Below are 20,337 nucleotides of genomic sequence, written 5' to 3' on the forward strand. Positions count from 1 at the left end.
CCTTGAGCGTTGAGTCGGCAACCAGGCAATCGAGGCTTTCCGTACCTGCCGCTTCGATGGCGCTCGCGCGGCGTGATTTTCCGAGGCGTTTTGCGGTCCGTCATTTCGTGACGCAGCCGAAGACGCTATAATCTCGCGTCCGCGCTGCCGAATTGCGCCTTTTCCTTATAGCCTGGAGCCAGTCCTTGGCGATGTCGCCTGCGCTTTCCGATTTGCCGCTCGCCGTCACCATGGGCGATCCCGCCGGGATCGGTCCCGATGTCACGCTCGCGGCATGGGCGCGGCGGAGAGACTGCGCGCTCGCTCCGTCCTTCGTCATCGCCGACCCTGCCCTTTTCGAGGCCCGCGCCGCACTGCTCGGCATCGCCGCGCGCGTCACAAGAATTGCCCGCCCTGAAGACGCCGCCGCTGTGTTTGATGACGCGCTGCCGGTTCTGCCCCTTCGCGCACAACTGCCGCCCGTCGCGCCCGGAAAGCCGTCCGTGGCTCACGCCGCCGCTGTCATCGAATCGATCGAAGAGGCCGTCACACTCGTGCTTTCCGGCCGCGCCGCCGCCGTCGTCACCGCGCCCATCGCGAAGTTCGTGCTCATGCAAACGGGCTTCGCCCACGCGGGCCATACCGAATTTCTCGCCGAACTCGCGGTGCGCCATGGGCATCGGCCGCGACCGCCGATCATGCTGATGGCTTCGCCGCGCCTGATAGCGGTTCCCGTCACGGTGCATATTCCGCTGAAAGAGGTTGTCGCGGCGCTCACACAGGACGTCATCATCGGCACCGCGCGGACCACAGCGGAAGGGCTGACGCGCTTCTTCGGCATCGCGCGCCCGCGCCTCGCCATCTGCGGCCTGAACCCCCATGCGGGCGAAAACGGCGCGCTCGGCCACGAGGAGACCGACATCATCGCGCCCGCCATCGAGCATCTCAAGGCGGACGGCATCGACGCGACCGGCCCGCACCCCGCCGACACGCTGTTTCACGACGCCGCGCGCGAAACCTACGACGCGGTGCTCGCCATGTATCACGACCAGGCGCTGATCCCGTTCAAGACGCTCGCCTTCGACGACGGCGTGAACGTGACGCTCGGCCTGCCCTTTATCCGCACATCGCCAGATCACGGAACCGCCTTCGCGCTTGCCGGCACCGGCAAAGCCAACCCGACAAGCTTTATCGAAGCGCTTCGTCTCGCCCGGCGCATGGCCGCGAGTGCGGCGGAAACCGGCGCGGTACGCGCCTCATGAGCGTAGCCGCCATCGAATCGCTGCCGCCGCTGCGCGAGGTGATCAAGGACGCGTCGCTATCCGCGCGGAAGTCCCTCGGCCAGAATTTCATTCTCGACCTCAATGTGACGCGCCGGATCGCCCGCGCGGCCGGGCCGCTCGATAATGCAACCGTGCTCGAAATCGGCCCCGGCCCCGGCGGCCTGACGCGCGCGCTCTTCATTGAAGGCGCAAGCCGCGCCATCGCCATCGAGCGCGACGAACGCTTTCGCCCTGCCCTCGACGAGATTGCGGAGGCGAGCGGCGGCCGTTTCAGCGTGACCTTCGCGGATGCGATAAGCATCGATTATCCCGCCTTCGCCGCCGAGACGGGCGCGAATCGCGTCGTCGCCAACCTTCCTTACAACATCGCAACGCCGCTCATCGTCGGCTGGCTGACGGAGACGCGCTGGCCGCCGTGGTTCGACCGAATCGTCGTCATGGTGCAGAAGGAAGTGGCCGAGCGGCTGGCGGCGGAAGTCGGGAGCGAGCATTACGGGCGGCTTGCGGTGATCGCGCAGTTTCGCGCGCGGCCGCGCATCCTGTTCACCTTGCCGCCGTCCGTATTCACGCCGCCGCCGAAGGTTGCGTCCGCGCTGGTTGAGATCGTGCCGCGCCCGCAAGCGCCCGACGCGGTGCCTACGGCGTGGCTCGAAAAGGTGACGGCGGCGGCTTTCGGCCAGCGTCGGAAGATGCTCCGGTCGAGCCTCGCCTCGCTCGGAGCCGACACGGCGCGCCTCTTGGGCGACGCGGGGATCGATCCGGTCGAACGCGCGGAGCGGCTTACAGTGGAGGATTTCGTCCGCCTCGCGAGCGCGCTTCAACGCCAGCGTGGCGGGTGAGGAAACAGGGCGCGCGCCCCTGAAAGCAGGAACGCAACCGCCAAACGCAAGAGCCCCTTTTCAGACACGGCCGAAAAGATGAGACATGCGAAAGACAATGAGCAAAATAGACTTCGATCCCTGTGCTTTTATCCGGAAAAATAGATCTGTTTTTTAATCCACCCTCTTTATTACTTCATCTTGTCGTCATAAATATAAACGATATTGAAGCGCCGTGAGACACACCTCGCTGCGGAATCGCGCGGTATTACTTTCTTATGTCTCTGCGCGCTTCCCGCTTTACAACAAAAACAGCCCAAATTATATCAAAAGCCCGCCACCGACGCGGAACCGAAACCGGGATGAACCATCTCCCTCCTGCCCCCAGGAAAAACGGACAGAAACACCCATGAACAACGTTCTCATCATCGGCGCCGGCGCGGCCGGCGCGGTAGTGACCAAGAAATGCGCGATGAATCGGGACATTTTCGACGGGACCATTCATCTTGCGTCGCGGACCTTGTCGAAGTGCGAAGAAATCAAGAAGCAATGCGTCAGTGAAATCGAGATTTCGCAGATCGATGCCGACGACACCGCCGCTGTCGTGAAGCTGATCGAACACGTGAAGCCGCGCCTCGTCATCAACATGGCGCTGCCCTACCAGGATCTGACGATCATGGAAGCGTGTCTTCAGACCGGCGTCGATTACATCGATACGGCGAATTACGAGCCGAAGGACGAGGCCAAGTTCACCTACGAATGGCAGTGGCCGTTCGACGAGAAATACAAGGCTAAGGGCAATCTCGCCGTGCTCGGTTGCGGCTTCGACCCCGGCGTGACGAACGTTTTCTGCGCCTATGCTCAGGAAAACCTGTTCGACGAGATCCACGAGATCGACATCATCGATTGCAACGACGGCAGCCACGGCAAGAGCTTCGCGACCAACTTCAACCCGGAAATCAACATCCGCGAAGTGACCCAGCGCGGCAAGTATTGGGAAAACGGCGAATGGGTCGACATCGACCCGCTCAGCATTTCATGCATGATCGATTACCCGGAAGTCGGCCCGCGCAAGTCCTACCTTATCTATCACGAAGAAGAGGAATCGCTCGTCAAGAACATCCGCGGGCTGAAGCGGATACGCTTCTGGATGACGTTTTCCGACAACTACATCAACCATCTCGACGTGCTGCAAAGCATCGGCATGACGCGCATCGATCCGGTGAAGTTCAAGGGAATGGACATCATCCCGATCGAATTCCTGAAGGCGCTGCTGCCGGAGCCTTCATCGCTCGCACCGGACTACACGGGAAAGACCTCCATCGGAACCGTGATCAAGGGCGTGAAAGACGGCAAGCCCCTGACGAAGATCATCTATAATGTCTGCGATCACGCCGAGAGCAACCGCGAAGTCGGCGCGCAGGCCGTCTCCTACACCACGGGCGTCCCGGCGGTGACGGCGGCGATCATGATCCTGAAGGGTATCTGGAGCGGCAAGGGCGTGTTCAACATCGAGCAGATGCCGCCGAAGCCGTTCCTCGAAGAGCTGGCGAAGCAGGGGCTGCCCTGGCACGTGAAGGACGCACCCGAGTTCCCCTGCTGACGGAGGTAGAATGACGCTTCTGGACCTGCTGGCCGACATTCCGACGCCAGCTTACGTCGCCGACATCGCGCGCCTCAAGGCCAATCTGGCGACGGCCGCGAAGGTGCGCCGCGAAACCGGCACGACCGTGCTTCTCGCCACGAAGGCGTTTGCGATGCCCGCGCTGTTCCCGCTGTTCCGGGAAACGCTCGACGGCAACACCGCAAGCGGCCTGTTCGAGGCGCGCATGGGCCGCGAGGAATTCGGCAAGCAGGTCCACGTCTATTCGCCTGCGTACAAGGACAGCGAGTTTGACGAGATTCTCGGTCTCGCCGACGATGTCTATTTCAACTCGGCCGATCAGGTCGAGCGCTATCTGCCCCGCGTGAAAGCGGCGGGTCGGAAAGCGGGCGTGCGGATCAATCCGGGCTTCTCGAATTCGACCGTCGGCGGCGACCTCTACAACCCCTGTTCATCGGGCTCGCGCTTCGGCGCGCCGGAGCCTACGCTTGGCGATATCCCGTGGGGCGAAATCGACATCCTGCACGCGCATGCTCTGTGCCAGTCGGGGCACGCAGCATCGGTCGGGCTCATAGAGCGGATCGCGGGCGCGTTCGGGCATCTCGTCAACAAGGTGAGCGCGGTGAATTTCGGCGGCGGCCATTATCTGAACGATCCCGCCTACGATGTAGATGCGCTCATCGCCGCGCTGAACCGGTTCCGCGCGACGTTCCCGCATGTCGAAACCATCGTGGAGCCCGGCGGCGCGCTTGTCATGGATGCGGGTTATCTCGTGGCGACCGTCCTCGACGTGTACCGTAACGACAAGACCATCGCCATTCTCGACGCCTCCGCGCCGTGCCACATGCCGGACGTGCTCATCGCGGGCTGGCATGCGCCCGTCATCGGCGCGGGCGGACCGGGCGAGAAGCCGCACACCTGCACGCTTGCGGGCAACACCTGCATGACCGGCGACATCATCGGCGAATATTCCTTCGACGCACCGCTTAAGCCCGGCGACCGCGTGCTCTTCGGCGATCAGCTCCAATACAGCTTCGTTCAGACGAGCACGTTCAACGGTGTGCCGCTGCCCGATTTCTATGCGCTGCACGAGGACGGGCGCACCGAGCGCCTCAGCCGCTTCTCTTACGACGATTTCCGCTCGCGGCTCGGCAGCCGGGCGGAATAGGCGATCCGGCGGCTCGGCTGGCGCTCGTGTGCATATCTCCGCTTCGTTAAGCCCGAAACAACGCCGACGGCGATATTGTTATTCGCGATGTCACCGAGTATACGCATCTTTCATTCATGGTCGTTACGCGATATCGATCTCTCAAGGCACGCGCCGCTCCCTTTTTTGAGGATGGAAAATGTCTGGCATTACGCGCAACACCAACGTGGTCATCCTTGTGCTTCTGGCTGTGGGCGCGGGCATCCTTCTGCTTGCTGGCCGTCAGGATGGCATTCGGCCCTGGGACAGGGATGTCGCCTTCGTGGCGGGCGCGGGCGGCTTTTCGGCCGAGGGCAGCGTCAGGGATTACAAGAGCGTCGTGCGCTTCAATCCCGAATCGCCCGAGCAAGCCTTGATCGACCTCACGCTCAACATGCGCAGCACCACCACCGGTTTCAGAGCTGCGGACGAAGTGGCCCTGTCGGAAGAATTTCTCGACGTGGAACGTCATCCCGTAGCCAAGCTGACGGCAAGCGGCGCAAAGCCCATCGGCAACGGCAAGTATGTCATGGATGCGGAACTGACCCTGAAGGGCATCACGAAGTCCGTGCGGCTGCCGCTCGTGGTTCAGATCAAGGAAGGCTCCCCCGTTCTTAAGGGCGCGGCGTCCGTCAATCGTCTGGAATTCGGCGTGGGGGCGGAAACCTACCGGGGATATGCCCTCGACAAGGAAGTGAAACTGGCGTTCGCCCTGGTCGGCGATAAGCTCGTCGAGGTGATTACCCCGCCGAAACCTTGAATTAATCAGACCGAGCAGCGCCCAGCGCGGAGTTCGTGTCGGCAAGAGCGACGCCGATACGCCTGCCACTTTGTTCGTAACCCCTTGATCGAAGGATCAGCGACCGAGCCGGCCAACCCGGCGCGGTTCTGGAGCCCGTTTCGATCCGATTGAATCGCAATCAGATCGGTGATCCGTCTCTTCCTTGAAATCTAGAACGGATTCACCGATCTGGTTGGGTCCACCTGGTCGGTGAATCCGTCTCTGAAAACATCACGCGCCCGAGCCGAAGGGCTGCATGAGAACGGGGTCACGGCCGGAGAGTTCAAGAAACAGTCGGCGCCACGCCCTCATTGCCGAAGCCTGCTGCTTCGCAAGGCGCGGACGCGGAATCAGTACCACGGTCATTCGCGCCGCGCTCAACGCGGGTCGCACCTCGGCGAGCAAGCGCTCGCCCAGCGCGTCCGGGGTGAGCGTGCCGTTATAGGCCGAAGCGCCGGGGCCGTGTTCCATCATGTCCGACACGAGGATGATTTTGAGAGGCCCGTCCGGCTTCGCATCGAGACCGTGCACACCGAGCGCCAACGCCTCCGCAATCGGCGAAGCCGTCGCGTTGCCTTCGCGCCCGAGCGCGGCCAGCGCTTCCTCCACCGGCTGAAGAAAGGCGTTGTCATAGCGTGCAACGATCCGCTTCGGATTCTCGAAGAACGGGTTCGCCTCCGCCCCCGGATTGCAGAGATCGACCAGCGTTTCGAGGGTCACGCCGGAACCGTTCTCCCGCAAAACCTTGACGGCAAGCCGTTCTCCGCGCGCCGCCGCATCGCGCTGCGCCGCAATCAGATCCCTCGCGAAAATTTGCTCGATCGGCGTCAGCGGATCGGTCCGGTCTATCAGGATCAGTGTGGCACTTGTCGCCCCGTTGCGCGGACAGAGCGTGACCTGATCGATCATATCCGCCTTGATGCTTGCTGCTGCGTAAAAGCCGCCCCCCGCGAGCGCCGCAGTGCACGCGATGAGAAGAACTCCGAGGACCGATCTCAGCATGAGGCTTCCCCCGCGACCGCGGCGCTTCGAACCGGAGCCCGCGCACTTTCGAAGCTTGCTCGAACTGCCTCGGCAAGGAGCGCCTCAAATCCGTCGGCTGCGGAGTCGAGAAAGCGGCAGGACTCGTCCTTCTCCTTCTGGACGGCTTTTTGCAGCGCCTTCAGCTTACGCTCCTGCGTATCGAGGAACTTGCCGCGCTCCGCGTCGATCGAGGGAAGCGGCTTCGTTGCGAGCGCATATACGAAAGCCCCTCGTGGACCTTTTCGGGAAAATCGTTCCAGGCTTTCGATCTCGGCCTCGGCACGGCGGGCGGCTGCGTCGAGACCGGCCTGCATGCGCCGACGCTCGGCGTCAAAGGCGTCATGCCGCGAAGACAACTCGGCAACCGCCGTCGCGTAACGGTCAAACTTTCGGTCGATGGCCTGAAATGCAGCCGTCGCGCCCCCCCCGGCCCGATGCATCGCCCGGCGCAGGGTTGCCGCCGTCGCCGCGCGCGCTTGCCGATAGCTTCGATGCCGCCGCCCATAACCGGGGATCGGATCGTCGAACCTGTAGCCGTCGGCCGCCGCGATCAAGGCGGCGCAGAGGCCAATGATCAGGAGGAACAGGCTGGAAAAGCCTCCGATTCGGAACGGGTTCTCGGAGAGCTTGCGAAGCGCGTCGGCTTCCGCGCTCTTCGCATTGGCAGAGGAAAGCGGCACCTCTCTTGTCTCGCTCGCCGATTTCGCCGGCAACGACACAAGCCCTTGCCGCGTCGCGCCAAGCGGCGCCGTCGCCTTTGGAAGCGGGCGCCTCGCCTCCTGTCGCGCGATGGAGTCGTTGAAGGCGCGTTCCCGGTAATCTCGATAATGCGCGCCGAACAGGTTGATCGCGAAAATCGCGGCGACGGCGGCCAGCACGAAAAGACTTGCACCTACCTTCGCAACAAGTGACCGGCGGTTGAGTTGCGGCAGCACGAAATAGCCGATGAGGAAAGCCGCGCCTGCATTTGCGATGGCGAGCACAAGCGCTTCGAGCCAGCCGCCGAAAAGCCCCTGCTCGCTCGTCCCCGCGAACAGCACGCCGTTGACGACGGCTTCGGCAAGGATAAGCGCGCAGAGCACGCCGAGCCCCAGAACCGACGAAGCGGCATAATGCGGTTCGCGCGTGATGCGGCGTTCGGCCTTGAATGCCTCCAGGTCCGCGAGGCGGCTTTTCTCCTCGCGCACACGCTCGGCGATTGCGGGCCCGTTTTCAATGAGCATGGATTGCCGCGCAAGGCGCGCCTCACGCATCTCGGCGTCGAGGCTCGGGGCGACGCATTTTCTCTCCTGCGCCACGATCGAATCCGAGAGCGTGGAAAGACGGTCGGCGGCCTTGGTGTAAACTACGTCGATCTCGGCCTGGAGACGCTGCACAGTCGCTTCGAGTGGCGCAAGTGACGCCTGCTCGCGCGCTTCGCGCAAATGGACCACACCGCCGCGCTGCGCCTCAGCCGCAGTTGTCGCCGGCGCTCCGCCGCGGAAGGGCACGATGGCGGAGGCCGAAAGGCCGATTTCGTCCGGCGGCCGCTGGTCGATGTCGCCGGACCTGTCGATGACGCGCTCGCCGTTCAACTCATCCATACACATAAAAACGCTCGGTCACTTTTGCCTAATATGAAACAGTTTTATGCATTAACTGACGCAAAAGGAAGCGCGACTCGTCGGGATTGATTTTTTTCGGCGGCCTGATGCGTGCCTGCAACGACGCGGGAGCGGTCGAACAATTGGGACCGAACATGAAACTCTGGCTCGCAACGGCAGCCGCGCTGATGATCGTGACCGCGCCGGAGATTTCGACCCAGGCGGCCTCGCTCCGCGAAGGCGGCAGCCATGCCCCGTGGCTCGCACGATTCTCCGTTCCCGGCGGTCGTTGCCCGAAACTGTGCGTCGAATGGTTCGACGGCTGCAACAATTGCAGCTGCGGGCGTGGGCGGATCGACGTCTGCACACAGCATATATGCCTCGGGCGAAAGCGGGCGCGATGCCTGCGCTGGGGGTTCTGACCGCCGCGCCCGCGAGGGCGGCGAACGATGCGCTTGCGCCTTCCCCTCTCATCCGCGCCGTGGTCGTGTCGGTCGACCGCTCGAAGGCGCGCCTTGCCGATTGCAGTCCACTGAAATTGACCTAAATTGCGATTGGGACGTGCGTCATGTTCGCGCGCCCGGCCTCACGGTCCAGCCTTGGAAGGAGAACCATATGTTTGTTGCCATGAACCGGTTTCGCGTGAAAAAAGGAAGCGAGCAGGATTTCGAGGCTGTCTGGCTCAAGCGCGATGTCCATATCAATCGTGAACCGGGCTTCGTCGCGTTCCACCTTCTCAAGGGACCGGAGGCGGAGGACCACACGCTCTATGTCTCGCACACAATCTGGGCGAGCAAGGAGGCTTTCGAGGACTGGACACGTTCGGAAAGCTTCCGCGCGGCGCATCAGGGGGCCGGAGAGCGCAAGGTGTTCTATCTCGAAGGACCGCATTTCGAAGGCTTCGAGTCGATTCAGGAAGTGAAGCCCGCCTGATTGGGCGATTGGACACCGCATCTCGGCCGGGACATCGATAAAGCCCGATCCGCCCGGCCGGTTCGCTTCTCCGTAAACGTATAATGCCACACCGATAACGCGCCGCCTGACTGACAAGGGCTCGCGCGCCGCGCTTTCGGAAGGCTTCGCCGCTTACTTCTTGGCGGCGGATTTCGCAGGCTTTGCCTCGGCCGCGGGCTTTGCCTCTGCCTTGGCCCCCTTCGGCGCGGCGGCCGGTTTCACAAGCCCTTCCAGCTTCTTGAAGTGCTCGGCGAGCAGATAATAGACCGTGACGCGCTCCTTCGAGCGGTCGCCCTTCATCTTTTCCATGACCGTCTGGATAGCAGCGTCGAGCGCTTCGTCGTTCTCGGTGAGCGCCAGCTTCTTCTTGAGCCAGCTTTCACGGACGCGCTTCAATTCCTCGGGATCGGTCCCGGAAACGAGCGCCGAATCGCGGTTGCGCAGCGCGATACCACAATGGCGAACAATCGCCGCGACGGCGTCCTCATTAGGATTGCTCACGTACTTCTTCACATGTTCAAGATATTTTTCTGCGTCGGCCATGTTGCGAATCCTTTTTGGCTGTCACGACGTGCAGAAGATGGCGCGCGGTCTTGAGCGCTACAAGAGTCTTCGCTGAATCGGGCGCGGTTATTCAACGACTTTGCAACCAAGAGCCAAACGCTGCGAATCGTTCTGCCCCCGAATTGTCAGGAATCGGCGCATGAACGCGGTTTTCCGCGGCGCGCAGTGTGGAACGCTCTAGCCGTGAACGCGTTCACAGATTGACGACGGGCGCGGATTTGCCCGGCAGTAGATCAGCCCCGCAACCAATGGATCATTCGGGCGCGGAAATCGATCGAAATAGATACGGACAAGTCGAAAGGACTATCAGCATGGCCAAGGAAAGCATCCACGAGATCAACTCCACGACGGACTATGCCGCGGACAAGAGCAAGAACGAAGTCGACGATCTTCGCGCGCAAGTGAAGGAACTCACCGACAAATATGGCGCTCAAGCTCAGAACAAGCTTTCAGAAGTGAAGGATTCGGTGCAGCAGAACATCGGCGATGTCGAAAAGCAGATTCGCGACAAGCCGGTTCAGGCAACCCTCATCGCGGCTGGCGTCGGCTTCCTCGTCGGCGCGCTTTTAACCCGCTGAAGGAGTAACGCCCATGTTTGGAGCAGCTCTGAGGCTAATGGCCGTCGGCGAAGCGGGTCGGCGCGTGGGCGATTACGCAAAAACGATGGTCACGAGGTATCTCGTGCTGTCAGTGGCGGGGACGGCGTTTCTTGGGGCGATCGTCTTCGCGCTGTTGGCGGGTTTTTGGGAGTTGACCTCCCGGAACAACGATCCCGTGACGTCGGCGGCGATCATGGCGGCAGTCCTGACCGGAGTTGGATTGCTGATAGCATTCGTAGCTTATGGAACTACCAGGGAGACACCAAGCGTAACTGAAGCGTTCGATCGTCCCGTTCAGGCTTTCAAGGAGCAGGTGCCGGCGACCGTGAACGACATCGGTCGGCAGATCGAATATGCCGTGCGGACTTATGGCCCGGTGAAGGTCGCGACAGCGGCTGCGGCAGGCGGTCTCGTGGCCGGATTGCTCGCCAGGAAATTCCGTCAGATTTGAAAACCACCCGCCGCGTTGAATTATCGACGCGGCGGCTCTTTCCCCTCTCCGAAAGGCAAGCCCATGTGGCCCGATTGATCGCAAACCGCGAGGGAAACCTCGCGGTTTCCTTTTGCGCTCGTGGTTGCACCGTAACGCCCTATCCGCCGATGGTGCCGCTTTCGCGCAGCGCCGCGATAGCATCTGCGTCGACGCCGATATCGAGAAGCGTTTGATTCGTGTCGGCGCCCAGAAGCGGCGGAGCGCGCTCATAGGCAACGGGCGTCCCGGAAAATTGCAGCGGATTGCCGACCAGATCGACGCTGCCCGCCGGATGTTCCATACGGACCGCCATGCCGCGATGACGAATCTGCTCGTTCGCGAAGACCTGCGCGACATCGTTGATCGGGCCGCACGGCACACCCGCCGCATCGAGCGCGCCGATCCAGTCCGCGCTGTCACGACCCGCGAGGATCGGCTTCAGGAGCGCGACGAGTTCCTCGCGATGGCACACGCGCGCGGCGTTGGTCGCGAATTTCGCATCGCCCGCCAGCGCTTCGCAGCCTGCGGCCGCACAGAACCTTGCGAATTGAGCGTCATTGCCGACGGCGACGATCACATGGCCGTCGCGCGTTTCGAAAACCTGATACGGCACGATATTCGGGTGCGCGTTGCCAAGCCGCTTCGGAACGACACCACCGACGAGCCAGTTCGTCGCCTGATTGGCTAGCACGGCGGCCTGCACATCGAGGAGCGCGAGGTCGATATATTGCCCCTCGCCGGTGCGATCCCGATGCGCGAGCGCGGCGAGTATACCCACGCTCGCATACATGCCGGTGAAAATGTCCGCGAAGGCGACGCCGACTTTCATCGGTTCGCCGCCTGGATCGCCGGTCAGGCTCATAAGCCCGCCCATGCCCTGGATCATGAAATCGTAGCCCGCGCGCGGCGCATAAGGCCCGGTCTGGCCGAACCCCGTGATCGAGCAATAGACGACGTCAGGCTTCACGGCTCGGATTGCCGGATAGTCGAGGCCGTATTTCGCCAGGCCGCCGACCTTGAAGTTTTCGAGGAACACGTCGCAGGTGGCGGCGAGGCGGCGAACGAGCGCGCTTCCCTCCGGCGTCGCGATGTCGATGGCAACGGAGCGCTTGCCTCGATTGGCGCAGAGGTAATAGGCGCTCTCGTTCGTGTCCGCGGCGCTCGCGTCCTTCAGGAACGGCGGGCCCCAGCGGCGTGTATCGTCGCCATCGCCCGGCTTTTCGATCTTGAAGACGGTTGCGCCGAGATCCGCCAGCAACTGGCTCGCCCACGGCCCCGCGAGCACGCGGCTGAGGTCGAGCACGCGCAAATGCGCGAGCGGCCCCGGTTTCGTATGCGCTTCCGCTTCATCCCCGCTCATATCATCTTCGCCGCATCCGCTGATGCCGCCTTCACCGCCTCCGCTCATGCCGTGAACGCCTGGATGCCGGTCTGCGCGCGGCCGAGGATCAGCGCGTGCACATCCTGCGTGCCCTCATAGGTGTTCACCGTTTCGAGATTCGCCATGTGCCGCATCACGTGGAAGCTGTCGGCGATGCCATTGCCGCCGTGCATGTCGCGGGCTTGGCGCGCGATGTCGAGCGCCTTGATGCAATTGTTGCGCTTGATGAGCGAGATTGCCTCGGGCGCGGCGGTTCCTTCGTCGAGCATGCGCCCGACGCGAAGCGCGGCTTGCAGGGAGAGCGCGATTTCCGTCTGCATGCCCGCGAGCTTGAACTGGATGAGCTGGTTCGCGGCGAGCGGGCGGCCGAATTGCTTGCGGGCGAGCGTATAATCGCGCGCGGCGTGCCAGCAGAATTCCGCCGCGCCGACGACGCCCCATGCGATGCCGTAGCGCGCCTTGTTGAGACAACCGAACGGACCGGCGAGACCACTCGCGCCCGGCAACAGGTTCTCTTCGGGCACGAACGCCTCGTCGAGCACGATTTCGCCGGTGATCGACGCGCGAAGGCTGAGTTTGCCCTCGATCTTCGGCGTGGAGAAGCCCTTCGCGCCGCGCTCGACGATGAAGCCCTTGATCTTGCCGTCATGCGCGTCGGACTTCGCCCAGACGACGGCGATATCGGCGATGGGGCTGTTCGTGATCCACATCTTCTGGCCGGAAAGCAGATAGCCGCCGTCGACCTTCACGGCGCGCGTGCGCATGCTTGCCGGGTCGGACCCGCTGTCCGGTTCGGTGAGGCCGAAACAGCCGACGATTTCGCCCTTCGCGAGCCCCGGCAACCAGCGCTTCTTCTGCGCGTCGGTGCCATAGGCGTGGATGGGATGCATCACGAGCGAGGATTGCACGCTCATCGCCGAGCGATAGCCGGAATCGACGCGCTCCACCTCGCGCGCGATCAGCCCATAGGCGACATGGCCCACGCCCGAACCGCCAAAGTCTTCCGGGATCGTCGGGCCGAGAAAGCCGAGTTCGCCCATCTCGTCCATGATTTCGCGGTCGAAGCGCTCTTCGCGATAGGCCGAGAGCACGCGCGGCTGCAATCGCTCCTGACAGTAGGCGCGCGCGCTGTCGCGGATCAGCCGCTCGTCCTCCGAGAGTTGGTCTTCAAGCAGGAACGGGTCTTCCCAGCTGAATGATTGCATGGCGCGTCTCCTCGCTTGTTCCCGCGCTGGATATTGGCAGAGCCAATCGCAACGGAAGATTATCATGAAAGGCGCCCCGGAAGAGCCCGCACCCATATCATGATGAAGGCGTCGGCTTACCGCGAGCGCGGCAGTGCCCTGCCCTTGCCCAGCGCCTCGAAAGCGAACCGCGCGGCCTCGACGATCGCGGCGCGATCGACGCCCGTCTCGAAACCTAGGCCATCAAGAAGATAAACCACATCCTCCGTCGCCACGTTCCCCGAAGCGCCGGGCGCATAGGGGCATCCGCCGAGGCCGCCCGCCGCGCTGTCCACCACGCGGACGCCCTCTTCGAGGCAGGCGTAGATGTTCGCGACCGCCTGCCCTTTCGTGTCGTGGAAATGGATGGCGAGGCTTTTCATCGGCACGCGCTCCGCCACTGTCCGCAGCATGGCGCGCGCGGCGTTCGGCGTGCCCGCGCCGATCGTGTCGCCGAGCGAAATCTCGTAGCAGCCGAGTGTCGCGAGCCTTTCGGCAACGTCAACCACGCGCGCGAGTGGCACCGCGCCTTCATATGGGCAGCCGAGGACGCATGACAAATAGCCGCGCACGCTTACGCCTTCCGCGCGCGCGCGCTCCACGACAGGCGCGAACCGCTCGAAAGACTCGGCAATCGAGCAATTGATGTTCTTTCGCGAGAAGCTTTCCGATGCCGCCGCGAAGATCGCGATTTCGCGCGCGCCCGCCGCAAGCGCGGCCTCAAGCCCGGTCATGTTGGGCACGAGCACGGGCAACGAAACGCCGCCCTGCCCTTCGAAGGCTTTCAGCACCGCCGCCGTGTCTCCCATTTGCGGCACCTTGCGCGGCGAGACGAAGCTGCCCGCCTCGATTGTCGTCAGCCCGGCGGCGATCAGCTTCTCGATGAAGGCGACGCGCTTGGCCACGGCAAGCGTCACCGCCTCGTTTTGCAGGCCGTCGCGCGGAGCCACCTCGACAATGCGAACGCGTTCAGCCATCGCGCGCCTCGTCGGCCTCGAACTCCATCAGCGCCGCGCCCTCGCATACGAAATCGCCCACGGCTACCGCATAGCGTGCAACCCGCCCGCGCGTCGGCGCGCGCACCGTGTGCTCCATCTTCATGGCTTCGAGGATGATGATAGGCGCGCCCGCTTCGAGGCTGGCGCCGGGTTCGGCGAGGAGCGCAAGCACCGTTCCCGGCATCGGCGCCAGCGTGCCCGCCCCGTAGTGGTGCGTGGCCGCTTCCGCCGCGAAAGGATCGACGAGCGCGAGGCGGATCGGCTGTGGACCGTCGAAAACGGTCACCGCGCCGTCGCGAGCAACCGCGCCGATGCTGTGCCGCGCACCGCCGAGCGTCACCGCAAAGCGATGCGGATCGCCCACGTCGCGCTCGAAGGCGAAGGGCACCGGCGCGGCTTCGATGGTGAGAGTCATGCCGCCGCGCCCCTGTTCGAGGCGGACGCTGAACGCATCGTCTTCCCGGCCGCGAAATTCGAAAACGCGGGCGCGCGCGCCGAACAGCGCCCAGCCCGCGCCCGCCACCCATGGCGACCAGGGGTCGGCGGCGTCGCGGCGCGCCTCGTCCGCCTCGCGCGCGAGGATCGCGGCCACCGCCGCAGCAAGGTGCAGCAACCCCGGCGTGTGGTGCGCGTTGAGGCCAGCCCGTTCGCGCTCTATATATCCTGTATCGACCGCATTCGCCGCCACCGCATCCTCGCCGAGCAGCCGCGCGAGGAAAGCCACATTCGTGGCAACGCCCGCGATCTCGAAACCGGACAGCGCGCCACGAAGGCGGGCGAGCGCGGCGGCGCGGGTCGGTGCGTGCGCGATCACCTTCGCGAGCATCGGATCGTAATGCGGCGTCACCTCATCGCCCGCGCCGAAGCCGGTATCGATGCGAAGGCCCTGCCCCTCTTTCGGCGCGCGCCAATGCGTGATAGTGCCGGTGGACGGCAGGAAGCCGGAATCGGCATCCTCGGCATAGATGCGCGCCTCGACCGCATGCCCGGCGCGTGCGATTTCCTGCTGACGCAGCGGCAGCGTCTCGCCCATGGCGACGCGGATTTGCCATTCCACGAGGTCGAGGCCGGTGATCGCCTCCGTAACGGCGTGCTCCACCTGAAGGCGCGTGTTCATTTCGATGAAAAAGGCGCTCGCGTCGTCGGCGACGAATTCCACCGTGCCCGCGCCGACATAGCCGATGGCCGCGGCCGCCTTTCGCGCCGCATCGCAGAGTGCCACGCGGCGCGCATCGTCGAGCGAGGGCGACGGCGCTTCCTCGACAACCTTTTGATGGCGGCGCTGAAGCGTGCATTCGCGCTCGAACAGCGAGACGACATTGCCATGCGCGTCCGCGAAGATCTGCACCTCGATATGGCGCGGCCGCTCGACGAAACGCTCCATCATCAACGTGTCGTCGCCGAACGCCGCCGCCGCCTCGCGCTTCGCGGCCGTGAGCGCGGCTTCGAGTCCATCCGCCGCGCGAACGATGCGCATCCCCTTGCCGCCGCCGCCCGCGACCGCTTTCAGCAGCACCGGGAAGCCGAGCCGCTCCGCCTCGCGCGCGAAAGTCGCCGCGTCCTGCGCCGCGCCACCATAGCCGGGCACGACCGGCACACCCGCCGCCTCCATCAGCGCTTTCGCGGTGGCCTTCGACCCCATCGCGCGGATCGCCGATGCGGGCGGTCCCACGAAAACAAGCCCCGCTTCCGCGCAGGCTTCCGCGAACGCTGCTTTTTCCGAGAGGAAACCGTAGCCCGGATGCACCGCGTCCGCGCCGCTGGCCTTCGCCGCCTCGACGATGCGGCCGATGTCGAGATAGCTGTCGCGCGCGGGTGCGGGCCCGATCAGCCGCGCCTCGTCGGCGGCCCTCACATGGCGCGCGCGGGCGTCCGCCTCCGAGTATACGGCGACGGTGCGAAGCCCCATGCGGCGCGCGGTGCGGGCGATGCGGCAGGCGATTTCGCCCCGATTGGCGATGAGAAGCGATGTGAAGGGCCGGAGCGTCATGTCTGCCTCACATCCTGAACACGCCGAAGCGGCCGCGCTCGGGCGGCGCATTGAGCCCCGCCGATATCGCGAGCGCGAGCACCATGCGCGTGTCGGCGGGATCGATGATGCCGTCGTCCCACAGCCGCGCCGTCGCGTAATACGGGTCGGCCTGCTCCTCGAACTGCGCGCGGATCGGCGCTTTCAACGCCTCTTCTTCCGCCTCGTCGAGCGTCGCGCCCTTCGCTTCGAGCGCTTGCCGCCGAACGATGGCAAGCACGGTCGCCGCCTGCTCGCCGCCCATGACCGAAATCTTCGCGTTCGGCCACATCCACAGGAAGCGCGGGCTGTAAGCACGGCCGCACATGCCGTAATTACCCGCCCCATACGAACCACCGATGACGACGGTATATTTCGGCACGCTCGCCGTCGAAACGGCCGTGACAAGTTTCGCGCCATCCTTCGCGATGCCGCCCGCCTCATATTTTCGGCCCACCATGAACCCCGTGATATTTTGCAGGAAGACGAGCGGAATGCCGCGCTGATCCATGAGTTCGATGAAATGGGCACCTTTCAGCGCGCTTTCGGAGAACAGGATGCCGTTATTGGCGAGGATGCCCACCGGATAGCCGTGAATGCGCGCCGTGCCGCAGACGAGTGTCGCGCCATAGAGCGCCTTGAACTCGTCGAAGTCGGATGCATCCACGAGGCGGGCGATGATTTCGCGCACGTCATAGGGCTTCCGCGCGTCCGCTTCGACGATGCCGTAAAGCTCATCGGCGGCGAAGGCCGGATCGCGGGGCGGCGCGACGTCGAGCGACGCAGGCTTCGTGCGGTTAAGGCGCGCCACGATGCGCCGCGCGATGCCGATGGCGTGCGCATCGCTCTCCGCATAGTGATCGACGACGCCGGACTGGCGCGCATGCACATCCGCGCCGCCAAGCTCCTCCGCCGTGACGATTTCGCCGGTAGCGGCGCGCACGAGCGGCGGACCGCCGAGAAAGATCGTGCCGTTGCCCTTCACGATGACGCTTTCGTCGCACATCGCGGGCACATAGGCGCCACCCGCCGTGCATGGCCCAAGCACGAGCGCGATCTGCGGGATGCGCTGCGCCGACATCTGCGCCTGATTATAGAAGATGCGGCCGAAATGGCGCTCGTCGGGGAAGATTTCATCCTGCATCGGCAGGTACGCGCCGCCCGAATCGACCAGATAAAGGCAAGGCAGCCGGTTTTCGCGGGCGATATCTTGCGCGCGAAGGTGCTTCTTCACCGTCAGCGGGTAATAGGTGCCGCCCTTCACGGTCGCGTCGTTGGCGACGATCATGCATTCGACGCCCGAGACGCGGCCGATGCCGGCAACCACGCCCGCCGCGTGCGCGTCGCCGCCATAGAGGCCGTGGGCTGCCAGCGCGCCGATTTCGAGAAAGGGCGAGGCGGGATCGAGGAGGAGCGCGATACGGTCCCGCGCGAGCAGCTTGCCGCGCGCGAGGTGCCGTGCGCGCGCTTCAGCGCCACCGCCGCCTTGCGCGAGCGCGGCCTTTTCGCGAAGCCTCGCGACGAGAGCCGCCATCGCATCGGCATTCGCCTTGAAGGCAACAGACCGCCGGTCGAGCGCGCTTTTCAGGACTGCCATGCCCGCTCCTTCATGCCCTGGTTTCGTCCCGCAAAAGCGGAACGCGACCTCACCGCAAGACGAACAGAATAGAGCCGGATCCGATCGCGTTGACCCAACCTGATCGGTGAGTCCGTCTCTAAACTTCAGAAAAGAGACCATTTTACCGATCTGATTTGCGATTCAATCAGTCGGAACGGGCTCTGGTGTCGAGGAACCGTTTAGAGAACGGCCGCCCTAACGCAAGACGTGCACCTCGACCGAAAGGGCGATGTCGCGCCATGTCCGGTCGGCGGTCAGCACCGGCAGGCGCAATTTTTCTGCGAGCGCAAGGCAAGCACGGTCCCCGAGCGAAAGTCCGAAGGCCTTCGTCGCGACACGCAGCGCGCCCGCGCGAAAGGCGAGGTCTTCGTCGAACGGAACAATGTCGAGGCCGTAGCGGGAAAGCGCCGCGCGAACGAGCGGCATGCCGGCGCCGCGCTCCTGAAGTTTGGCAACCACCTCGGACAGGTTCACCGATGACATCGCCGCGTTTCCGAAAAAAGCCTCCGCCCGTTCGGCACCCGGCTCGCCGCCGAGATGGGCGAGGATGGCCGACGCGTCGAGTACGATCGCGGCGCACATCAGCGGTCATTCACGCGCGATCGGCCTGCGCGCCTGCGCGAAAGCGAAGAAGCTTCAGCCACGCGCTTCGGCCTCCGCCTCGCGCCGCCGGTCCGCGATGAGATCGTCGGCGAGACCGCTTCCGAGCAGATCTCTCATCATCGCCTGCGCCTGTCTTGCGCCGACGCGCGGACTGAGCAGATGAAGCTCTCCATCGTCAAGCCATGCGAGAAGCGCGTCGCCCTCCTCCACCTGCATCGCCTCGCGCAGCGCCGCTGGGATCACCACGCGTCCGCCGGGGCCGAGTGTCAGGCGAAGCCGGTTCGCGACGCCGAAACCCGGCCTGTCGCTCTCGTCGGCAACGAAAGGAGCCTGCGGCGCTTCCTCGAAGCCAGCCCGATGCCACGGCGCGGCATCCGGCCGCTCGTCCTTTTTTCTGCGCGCCATTTGATCCTCCATTTTGCCAGACATTATCACAGCCCTATTGTATGGCAAGGACTATTATTTTGGCGCAGTATCATTTAGTGCCATATTTTCACGTTTTGTCAAAAAGCTCGCGGCCAATGAGCATGCGGCGGATTTCGCTCGTCCCCGCGCCGATTTCGTAGAGTTTTGCGTCGCGAAGCAGCCGCCCGGTCGCCGTGTCGTTGATATAACCGGTGCCGCCGAGAAGCTGGATGGCGTCGAGCGCCACGCGCGTCGCCGCCTCGGCCGCATAGAGGATCGCGCCCGCCGCGTCCTCGCGCGTCGTCTGCCCCCGGTCGCAGGCCCGCGCGACCGCGTAGACGTAAGCCCGCGCCGAGTTTAGCGCGACCGCCATGTCGGCGACCTTGCCCTGCACGAGTTGGAACGTGCCGATGGGCTTTCCGAACTGTTTTCGCTCGTGGATGTAGGGCAGCACGATGTCGAGGGCCGCCTGCATGATGCCGAGCGGTCCGGCGGCGAGCACGGCGCGCTCATAGTCGAGGCCCGACATCAGCACGGCGACGCCGCGCCCTTCACCGCCCATGACGTTCTCCTCGGGCACCTCGCAATCCTCGAAGACGAGTTCGGCGGTGTCGGAGCCGCGCATGCCAAGCTTGTCGAGCTTCGGCGAGACGCTGAAGCCCGGCATGCCCTTTTCGATGAGTAACGCGGTGATGCCGCGCGCGCCTGCGGCAGGATCGGTCTTCGCGTAAACCACGAGCACGTCTGCGTGCGGGGCGTTGGTGATCCACATCTTCGTGCCGTTCAGCACGTAGCGGTCGCCGCGCTTGTCGGCGCGCGTGCGCATCGACACGACATCCGAACCGGCTTCGGCTTCCGACATGGCGAGCGCGCCGACATGTTCGCCGGAGATGAGCTTCGGCAGATAGCGGCGCTTTTGCTCGGGCGTGCCGTTTCGCCGGATCTGGTTCACACAGAGATTCGAATGCGCGCCGTAGGAGAGCCCGACGCTCGCGCTCGCGCGGCTCACTTCCTCGACGGCGATGCAATGATGCAGATAGCCGAGCCCGGCGCCGCCCCATTCCTCCTCGACCGTGATGCCGTGGAGGCCGAGCGCGCCCATGGGTTCCCATAAATCGCGCGGGAAAGCGTTCAAGCGGTCGATCTCGGCGGCGCGCGGCGCGATATGGTCGTCGGCGAAGGCGCGCACGCTATCGCGCAGCATGTCGGCTTCCTCGCCGAGCCCGAAATCGAGACCGCGATAGCTGGCCATGACG

Annotated in this window: 21 protein-coding genes; 9 read left to right on the plus strand and 12 right to left on the minus strand. The window is 64.2% G+C overall.

Features of this window, described 5'->3' with window-relative positions; all coding sequences use genetic code 11:
• The first annotated feature begins 191 nt into the window (after nt 1-191).
• The 5 genes from pdxA to KKP04_RS03205 all read left to right on the plus strand — a co-directional run bounded on the left by pdxA (nt 192) and on the right by KKP04_RS03205 (nt 5,629).
• Nucleotides 192-1,241, plus strand: coding sequence for a 4-hydroxythreonine-4-phosphate dehydrogenase PdxA (gene pdxA / locus KKP04_RS03185; protein ID WP_215027053.1), 1,050 nt, complete (start codon nt 192-194; stop codon nt 1,239-1,241).
• Nucleotides 1,238-2,101, plus strand: a complete 864-nt coding sequence (rsmA, locus tag KKP04_RS03190) for a 16S rRNA (adenine(1518)-N(6)/adenine(1519)-N(6))-dimethyltransferase RsmA (protein WP_215026618.1) — start codon at nt 1,238-1,240, stop codon at nt 2,099-2,101. The genes pdxA and rsmA overlap by 4 nt, the downstream gene beginning before the upstream one ends.
• Before the next feature lie 388 nt (nt 2,102-2,489).
• Complete coding sequence (locus KKP04_RS03195) at nt 2,490-3,683, plus strand: saccharopine dehydrogenase family protein (RefSeq protein ID WP_215026621.1); 1,194 nt, start codon at nt 2,490-2,492, stop codon at nt 3,681-3,683.
• Between the two features lie 10 nt (nt 3,684-3,693).
• On the plus strand, nt 3,694-4,851 hold the full coding sequence (locus KKP04_RS03200; RefSeq protein WP_215026624.1) for a carboxynorspermidine decarboxylase: 1,158 nt from the start codon (nt 3,694-3,696) through the stop codon (nt 4,849-4,851).
• Nucleotides 4,852-5,029: 178 nt separating this feature from the next.
• A complete protein-coding gene (locus tag KKP04_RS03205) occupies nt 5,030-5,629 on the plus strand; it encodes a YceI family protein (RefSeq protein WP_215026627.1) in 600 nt (199 codons plus the stop codon).
• Between the two features lie 252 nt (nt 5,630-5,881).
• Here the strand turns inward: KKP04_RS03205 and KKP04_RS03210 are convergent, their stop codons facing one another.
• From KKP04_RS03210 to KKP04_RS03220, 3 genes are read right to left on the minus strand one after another with little or no spacing between them, the layout of a single operon-like run.
• Nucleotides 5,882-6,652 (minus strand): hypothetical protein, encoded by a 771-nt coding sequence (locus KKP04_RS03210; RefSeq protein ID WP_215026630.1) that lies wholly within the window; start codon nt 6,650-6,652, stop codon nt 5,882-5,884.
• Entirely contained in the window at nt 6,646-8,256 is a 1,611-nt protein-coding gene (locus KKP04_RS03215; RefSeq protein ID WP_215026633.1) for a hypothetical protein, read from the minus strand. The genes KKP04_RS03210 and KKP04_RS03215 overlap by 7 nt, the downstream gene beginning before the upstream one ends.
• A 28-nt stretch (nt 8,257-8,284) precedes the next feature.
• Nucleotides 8,285-8,623, minus strand: a complete 339-nt coding sequence (locus KKP04_RS03220; protein WP_215026636.1) for a hypothetical protein — start codon at nt 8,621-8,623, stop codon at nt 8,285-8,287.
• Nucleotides 8,624-8,656: 33 nt separating this feature from the next.
• On the opposite strand from KKP04_RS03220, the gene KKP04_RS03225 reads away from it, so the two are divergent.
• Both KKP04_RS03225 and KKP04_RS03230 read left to right on the plus strand, forming a co-directional pair.
• Nucleotides 8,657-8,803, plus strand: a complete 147-nt coding sequence (locus KKP04_RS03225) for a hypothetical protein (RefSeq protein WP_215026640.1) — start codon at nt 8,657-8,659, stop codon at nt 8,801-8,803.
• A gap of 68 nt (nt 8,804-8,871) precedes the next feature.
• Nucleotides 8,872-9,189, plus strand: a complete 318-nt coding sequence (locus KKP04_RS03230; RefSeq protein WP_215026643.1) for an antibiotic biosynthesis monooxygenase — start codon at nt 8,872-8,874, stop codon at nt 9,187-9,189.
• Nucleotides 9,190-9,342: 153 nt separating this feature from the next.
• Here the strand turns inward: KKP04_RS03230 and KKP04_RS03235 are convergent, their stop codons facing one another.
• The gene (locus KKP04_RS03235; RefSeq protein WP_215026646.1) at nt 9,343-9,753 is read right to left on the minus strand and encodes a DUF2853 family protein; all 411 of its coding nucleotides are present in this window, start codon (nt 9,751-9,753) and stop codon (nt 9,343-9,345) included.
• A 332-nt stretch (nt 9,754-10,085) separates the two neighbouring features.
• Here KKP04_RS03235 and KKP04_RS03240 point away from each other — a divergent pair, with 332 nt between their 5' ends.
• On the plus strand, nt 10,086-10,352 hold the full coding sequence (locus tag KKP04_RS03240; RefSeq protein ID WP_215026649.1) for a YqjD family protein: 267 nt from the start codon (nt 10,086-10,088) through the stop codon (nt 10,350-10,352).
• A gap of 37 nt (nt 10,353-10,389) precedes the next feature.
• Nucleotides 10,390-10,824: a hypothetical protein gene (locus tag KKP04_RS03245; RefSeq protein ID WP_215026651.1), complete on the plus strand. Its 435-nt coding sequence runs from the start codon at nt 10,390-10,392 to the stop codon at nt 10,822-10,824.
• A gap of 139 nt (nt 10,825-10,963) precedes the next feature.
• Here the strand turns inward: KKP04_RS03245 and KKP04_RS03250 are convergent, their stop codons facing one another.
• From KKP04_RS03250 to KKP04_RS03285, 8 genes are all read right to left on the minus strand, one after another.
• Nucleotides 10,964-12,205, minus strand: a complete 1,242-nt coding sequence (locus tag KKP04_RS03250) for a CaiB/BaiF CoA-transferase family protein (RefSeq protein ID WP_215026653.1) — start codon at nt 12,203-12,205, stop codon at nt 10,964-10,966.
• A 44-nt stretch (nt 12,206-12,249) separates the two neighbouring features.
• Entirely contained in the window at nt 12,250-13,431 is a 1,182-nt protein-coding gene (locus KKP04_RS03255; RefSeq protein WP_215026656.1) for an acyl-CoA dehydrogenase, read from the minus strand.
• Between the two features lie 116 nt (nt 13,432-13,547).
• The gene (locus KKP04_RS03260) at nt 13,548-14,426 is read right to left on the minus strand and encodes a hydroxymethylglutaryl-CoA lyase (RefSeq protein WP_215026659.1); all 879 of its coding nucleotides are present in this window, start codon (nt 14,424-14,426) and stop codon (nt 13,548-13,550) included.
• Nucleotides 14,419-16,437 (minus strand): biotin carboxylase N-terminal domain-containing protein, encoded by a 2,019-nt coding sequence (locus tag KKP04_RS03265; RefSeq protein ID WP_215026662.1) that lies wholly within the window; start codon nt 16,435-16,437, stop codon nt 14,419-14,421. Before KKP04_RS03265 ends, KKP04_RS03260 begins: the two co-directional genes overlap by 8 nt.
• Before the next feature lie 7 nt (nt 16,438-16,444).
• The gene (locus KKP04_RS03270; protein WP_215026665.1) at nt 16,445-18,052 is read right to left on the minus strand and encodes a carboxyl transferase domain-containing protein; all 1,608 of its coding nucleotides are present in this window, start codon (nt 18,050-18,052) and stop codon (nt 16,445-16,447) included.
• A gap of 216 nt (nt 18,053-18,268) precedes the next feature.
• Complete coding sequence (locus tag KKP04_RS03275) at nt 18,269-18,655, minus strand: PIN domain-containing protein (RefSeq protein WP_215026668.1); 387 nt, start codon at nt 18,653-18,655, stop codon at nt 18,269-18,271.
• Nucleotides 18,656-18,709: 54 nt separating this feature from the next.
• On the minus strand, nt 18,710-19,081 hold the full coding sequence (locus tag KKP04_RS03280) for an AbrB/MazE/SpoVT family DNA-binding domain-containing protein (RefSeq protein WP_215026671.1): 372 nt from the start codon (nt 19,079-19,081) through the stop codon (nt 18,710-18,712).
• Between the two features lie 88 nt (nt 19,082-19,169).
• Nucleotides 19,170-20,333, minus strand: a complete 1,164-nt coding sequence (locus KKP04_RS03285) for an isovaleryl-CoA dehydrogenase (protein WP_215026674.1) — start codon at nt 20,331-20,333, stop codon at nt 19,170-19,172.
• Nucleotides 20,334-20,337: the final 4 nt, after the last annotated feature.

Origin of the sequence: Rhodomicrobium sp. Az07, from assembly GCF_018619475.1 — a bacterium.
In the GTDB taxonomy this organism is placed as follows: Bacteria; Pseudomonadota; Alphaproteobacteria; order Rhizobiales; family Rhodomicrobiaceae; genus Rhodomicrobium.

Excerpts from the sequence above, each read along its gene's own strand:
- pdxA (WP_215027053.1), top strand. The coding sequence starts at position 192 with ATGTCGCCTGCGCTTTCCGATTTGCCGCTCGCCGTCACCATGGGCGAT.
- rsmA (WP_215026618.1), top strand. The coding sequence starts at position 1,238 with ATGAGCGTAGCCGCCATCGAATCGCTGCCGCCGCTGCGCGAGGTGATC.
- KKP04_RS03195 (WP_215026621.1), top strand. The coding sequence starts at position 2,490 with ATGAACAACGTTCTCATCATCGGCGCCGGCGCGGCCGGCGCGGTAGTG.
- KKP04_RS03200 (WP_215026624.1), top strand. The coding sequence starts at position 3,694 with ATGACGCTTCTGGACCTGCTGGCCGACATTCCGACGCCAGCTTACGTC.
- KKP04_RS03205 (WP_215026627.1), top strand. The coding sequence starts at position 5,030 with ATGTCTGGCATTACGCGCAACACCAACGTGGTCATCCTTGTGCTTCTG.
- KKP04_RS03210 (WP_215026630.1), bottom strand. The coding sequence starts at position 6,652 with ATGCTGAGATCGGTCCTCGGAGTTCTTCTCATCGCGTGCACTGCGGCG.
- KKP04_RS03215 (WP_215026633.1), bottom strand. The coding sequence starts at position 8,256 with ATGGATGAGTTGAACGGCGAGCGCGTCATCGACAGGTCCGGCGACATC.
- KKP04_RS03225 (WP_215026640.1), top strand. The coding sequence starts at position 8,657 with ATGCCTGCGCTGGGGGTTCTGACCGCCGCGCCCGCGAGGGCGGCGAAC.
- KKP04_RS03230 (WP_215026643.1), top strand. The coding sequence starts at position 8,872 with ATGTTTGTTGCCATGAACCGGTTTCGCGTGAAAAAAGGAAGCGAGCAG.
- KKP04_RS03235 (WP_215026646.1), bottom strand. The coding sequence starts at position 9,753 with ATGGCCGACGCAGAAAAATATCTTGAACATGTGAAGAAGTACGTGAGC.
- KKP04_RS03240 (WP_215026649.1), top strand. The coding sequence starts at position 10,086 with ATGGCCAAGGAAAGCATCCACGAGATCAACTCCACGACGGACTATGCC.
- KKP04_RS03245 (WP_215026651.1), top strand. The coding sequence starts at position 10,390 with ATGGCCGTCGGCGAAGCGGGTCGGCGCGTGGGCGATTACGCAAAAACG.
- KKP04_RS03250 (WP_215026653.1), bottom strand. The coding sequence starts at position 12,205 with ATGAGCGGGGATGAAGCGGAAGCGCATACGAAACCGGGGCCGCTCGCG.
- KKP04_RS03255 (WP_215026656.1), bottom strand. The coding sequence starts at position 13,431 with ATGCAATCATTCAGCTGGGAAGACCCGTTCCTGCTTGAAGACCAACTC.
- KKP04_RS03260 (WP_215026659.1), bottom strand. The coding sequence starts at position 14,426 with ATGGCTGAACGCGTTCGCATTGTCGAGGTGGCTCCGCGCGACGGCCTG.
- KKP04_RS03265 (WP_215026662.1), bottom strand. The coding sequence starts at position 16,437 with ATGACGCTCCGGCCCTTCACATCGCTTCTCATCGCCAATCGGGGCGAA.
- KKP04_RS03270 (WP_215026665.1), bottom strand. The coding sequence starts at position 18,052 with ATGGCAGTCCTGAAAAGCGCGCTCGACCGGCGGTCTGTTGCCTTCAAG.
- KKP04_RS03275 (WP_215026668.1), bottom strand. The coding sequence starts at position 18,655 with ATGTGCGCCGCGATCGTACTCGACGCGTCGGCCATCCTCGCCCATCTC.
- KKP04_RS03280 (WP_215026671.1), bottom strand. The coding sequence starts at position 19,081 with ATGGCGCGCAGAAAAAAGGACGAGCGGCCGGATGCCGCGCCGTGGCAT.
- KKP04_RS03285 (WP_215026674.1), bottom strand. The coding sequence starts at position 20,333 with ATGGCCAGCTATCGCGGTCTCGATTTCGGGCTCGGCGAGGAAGCCGAC.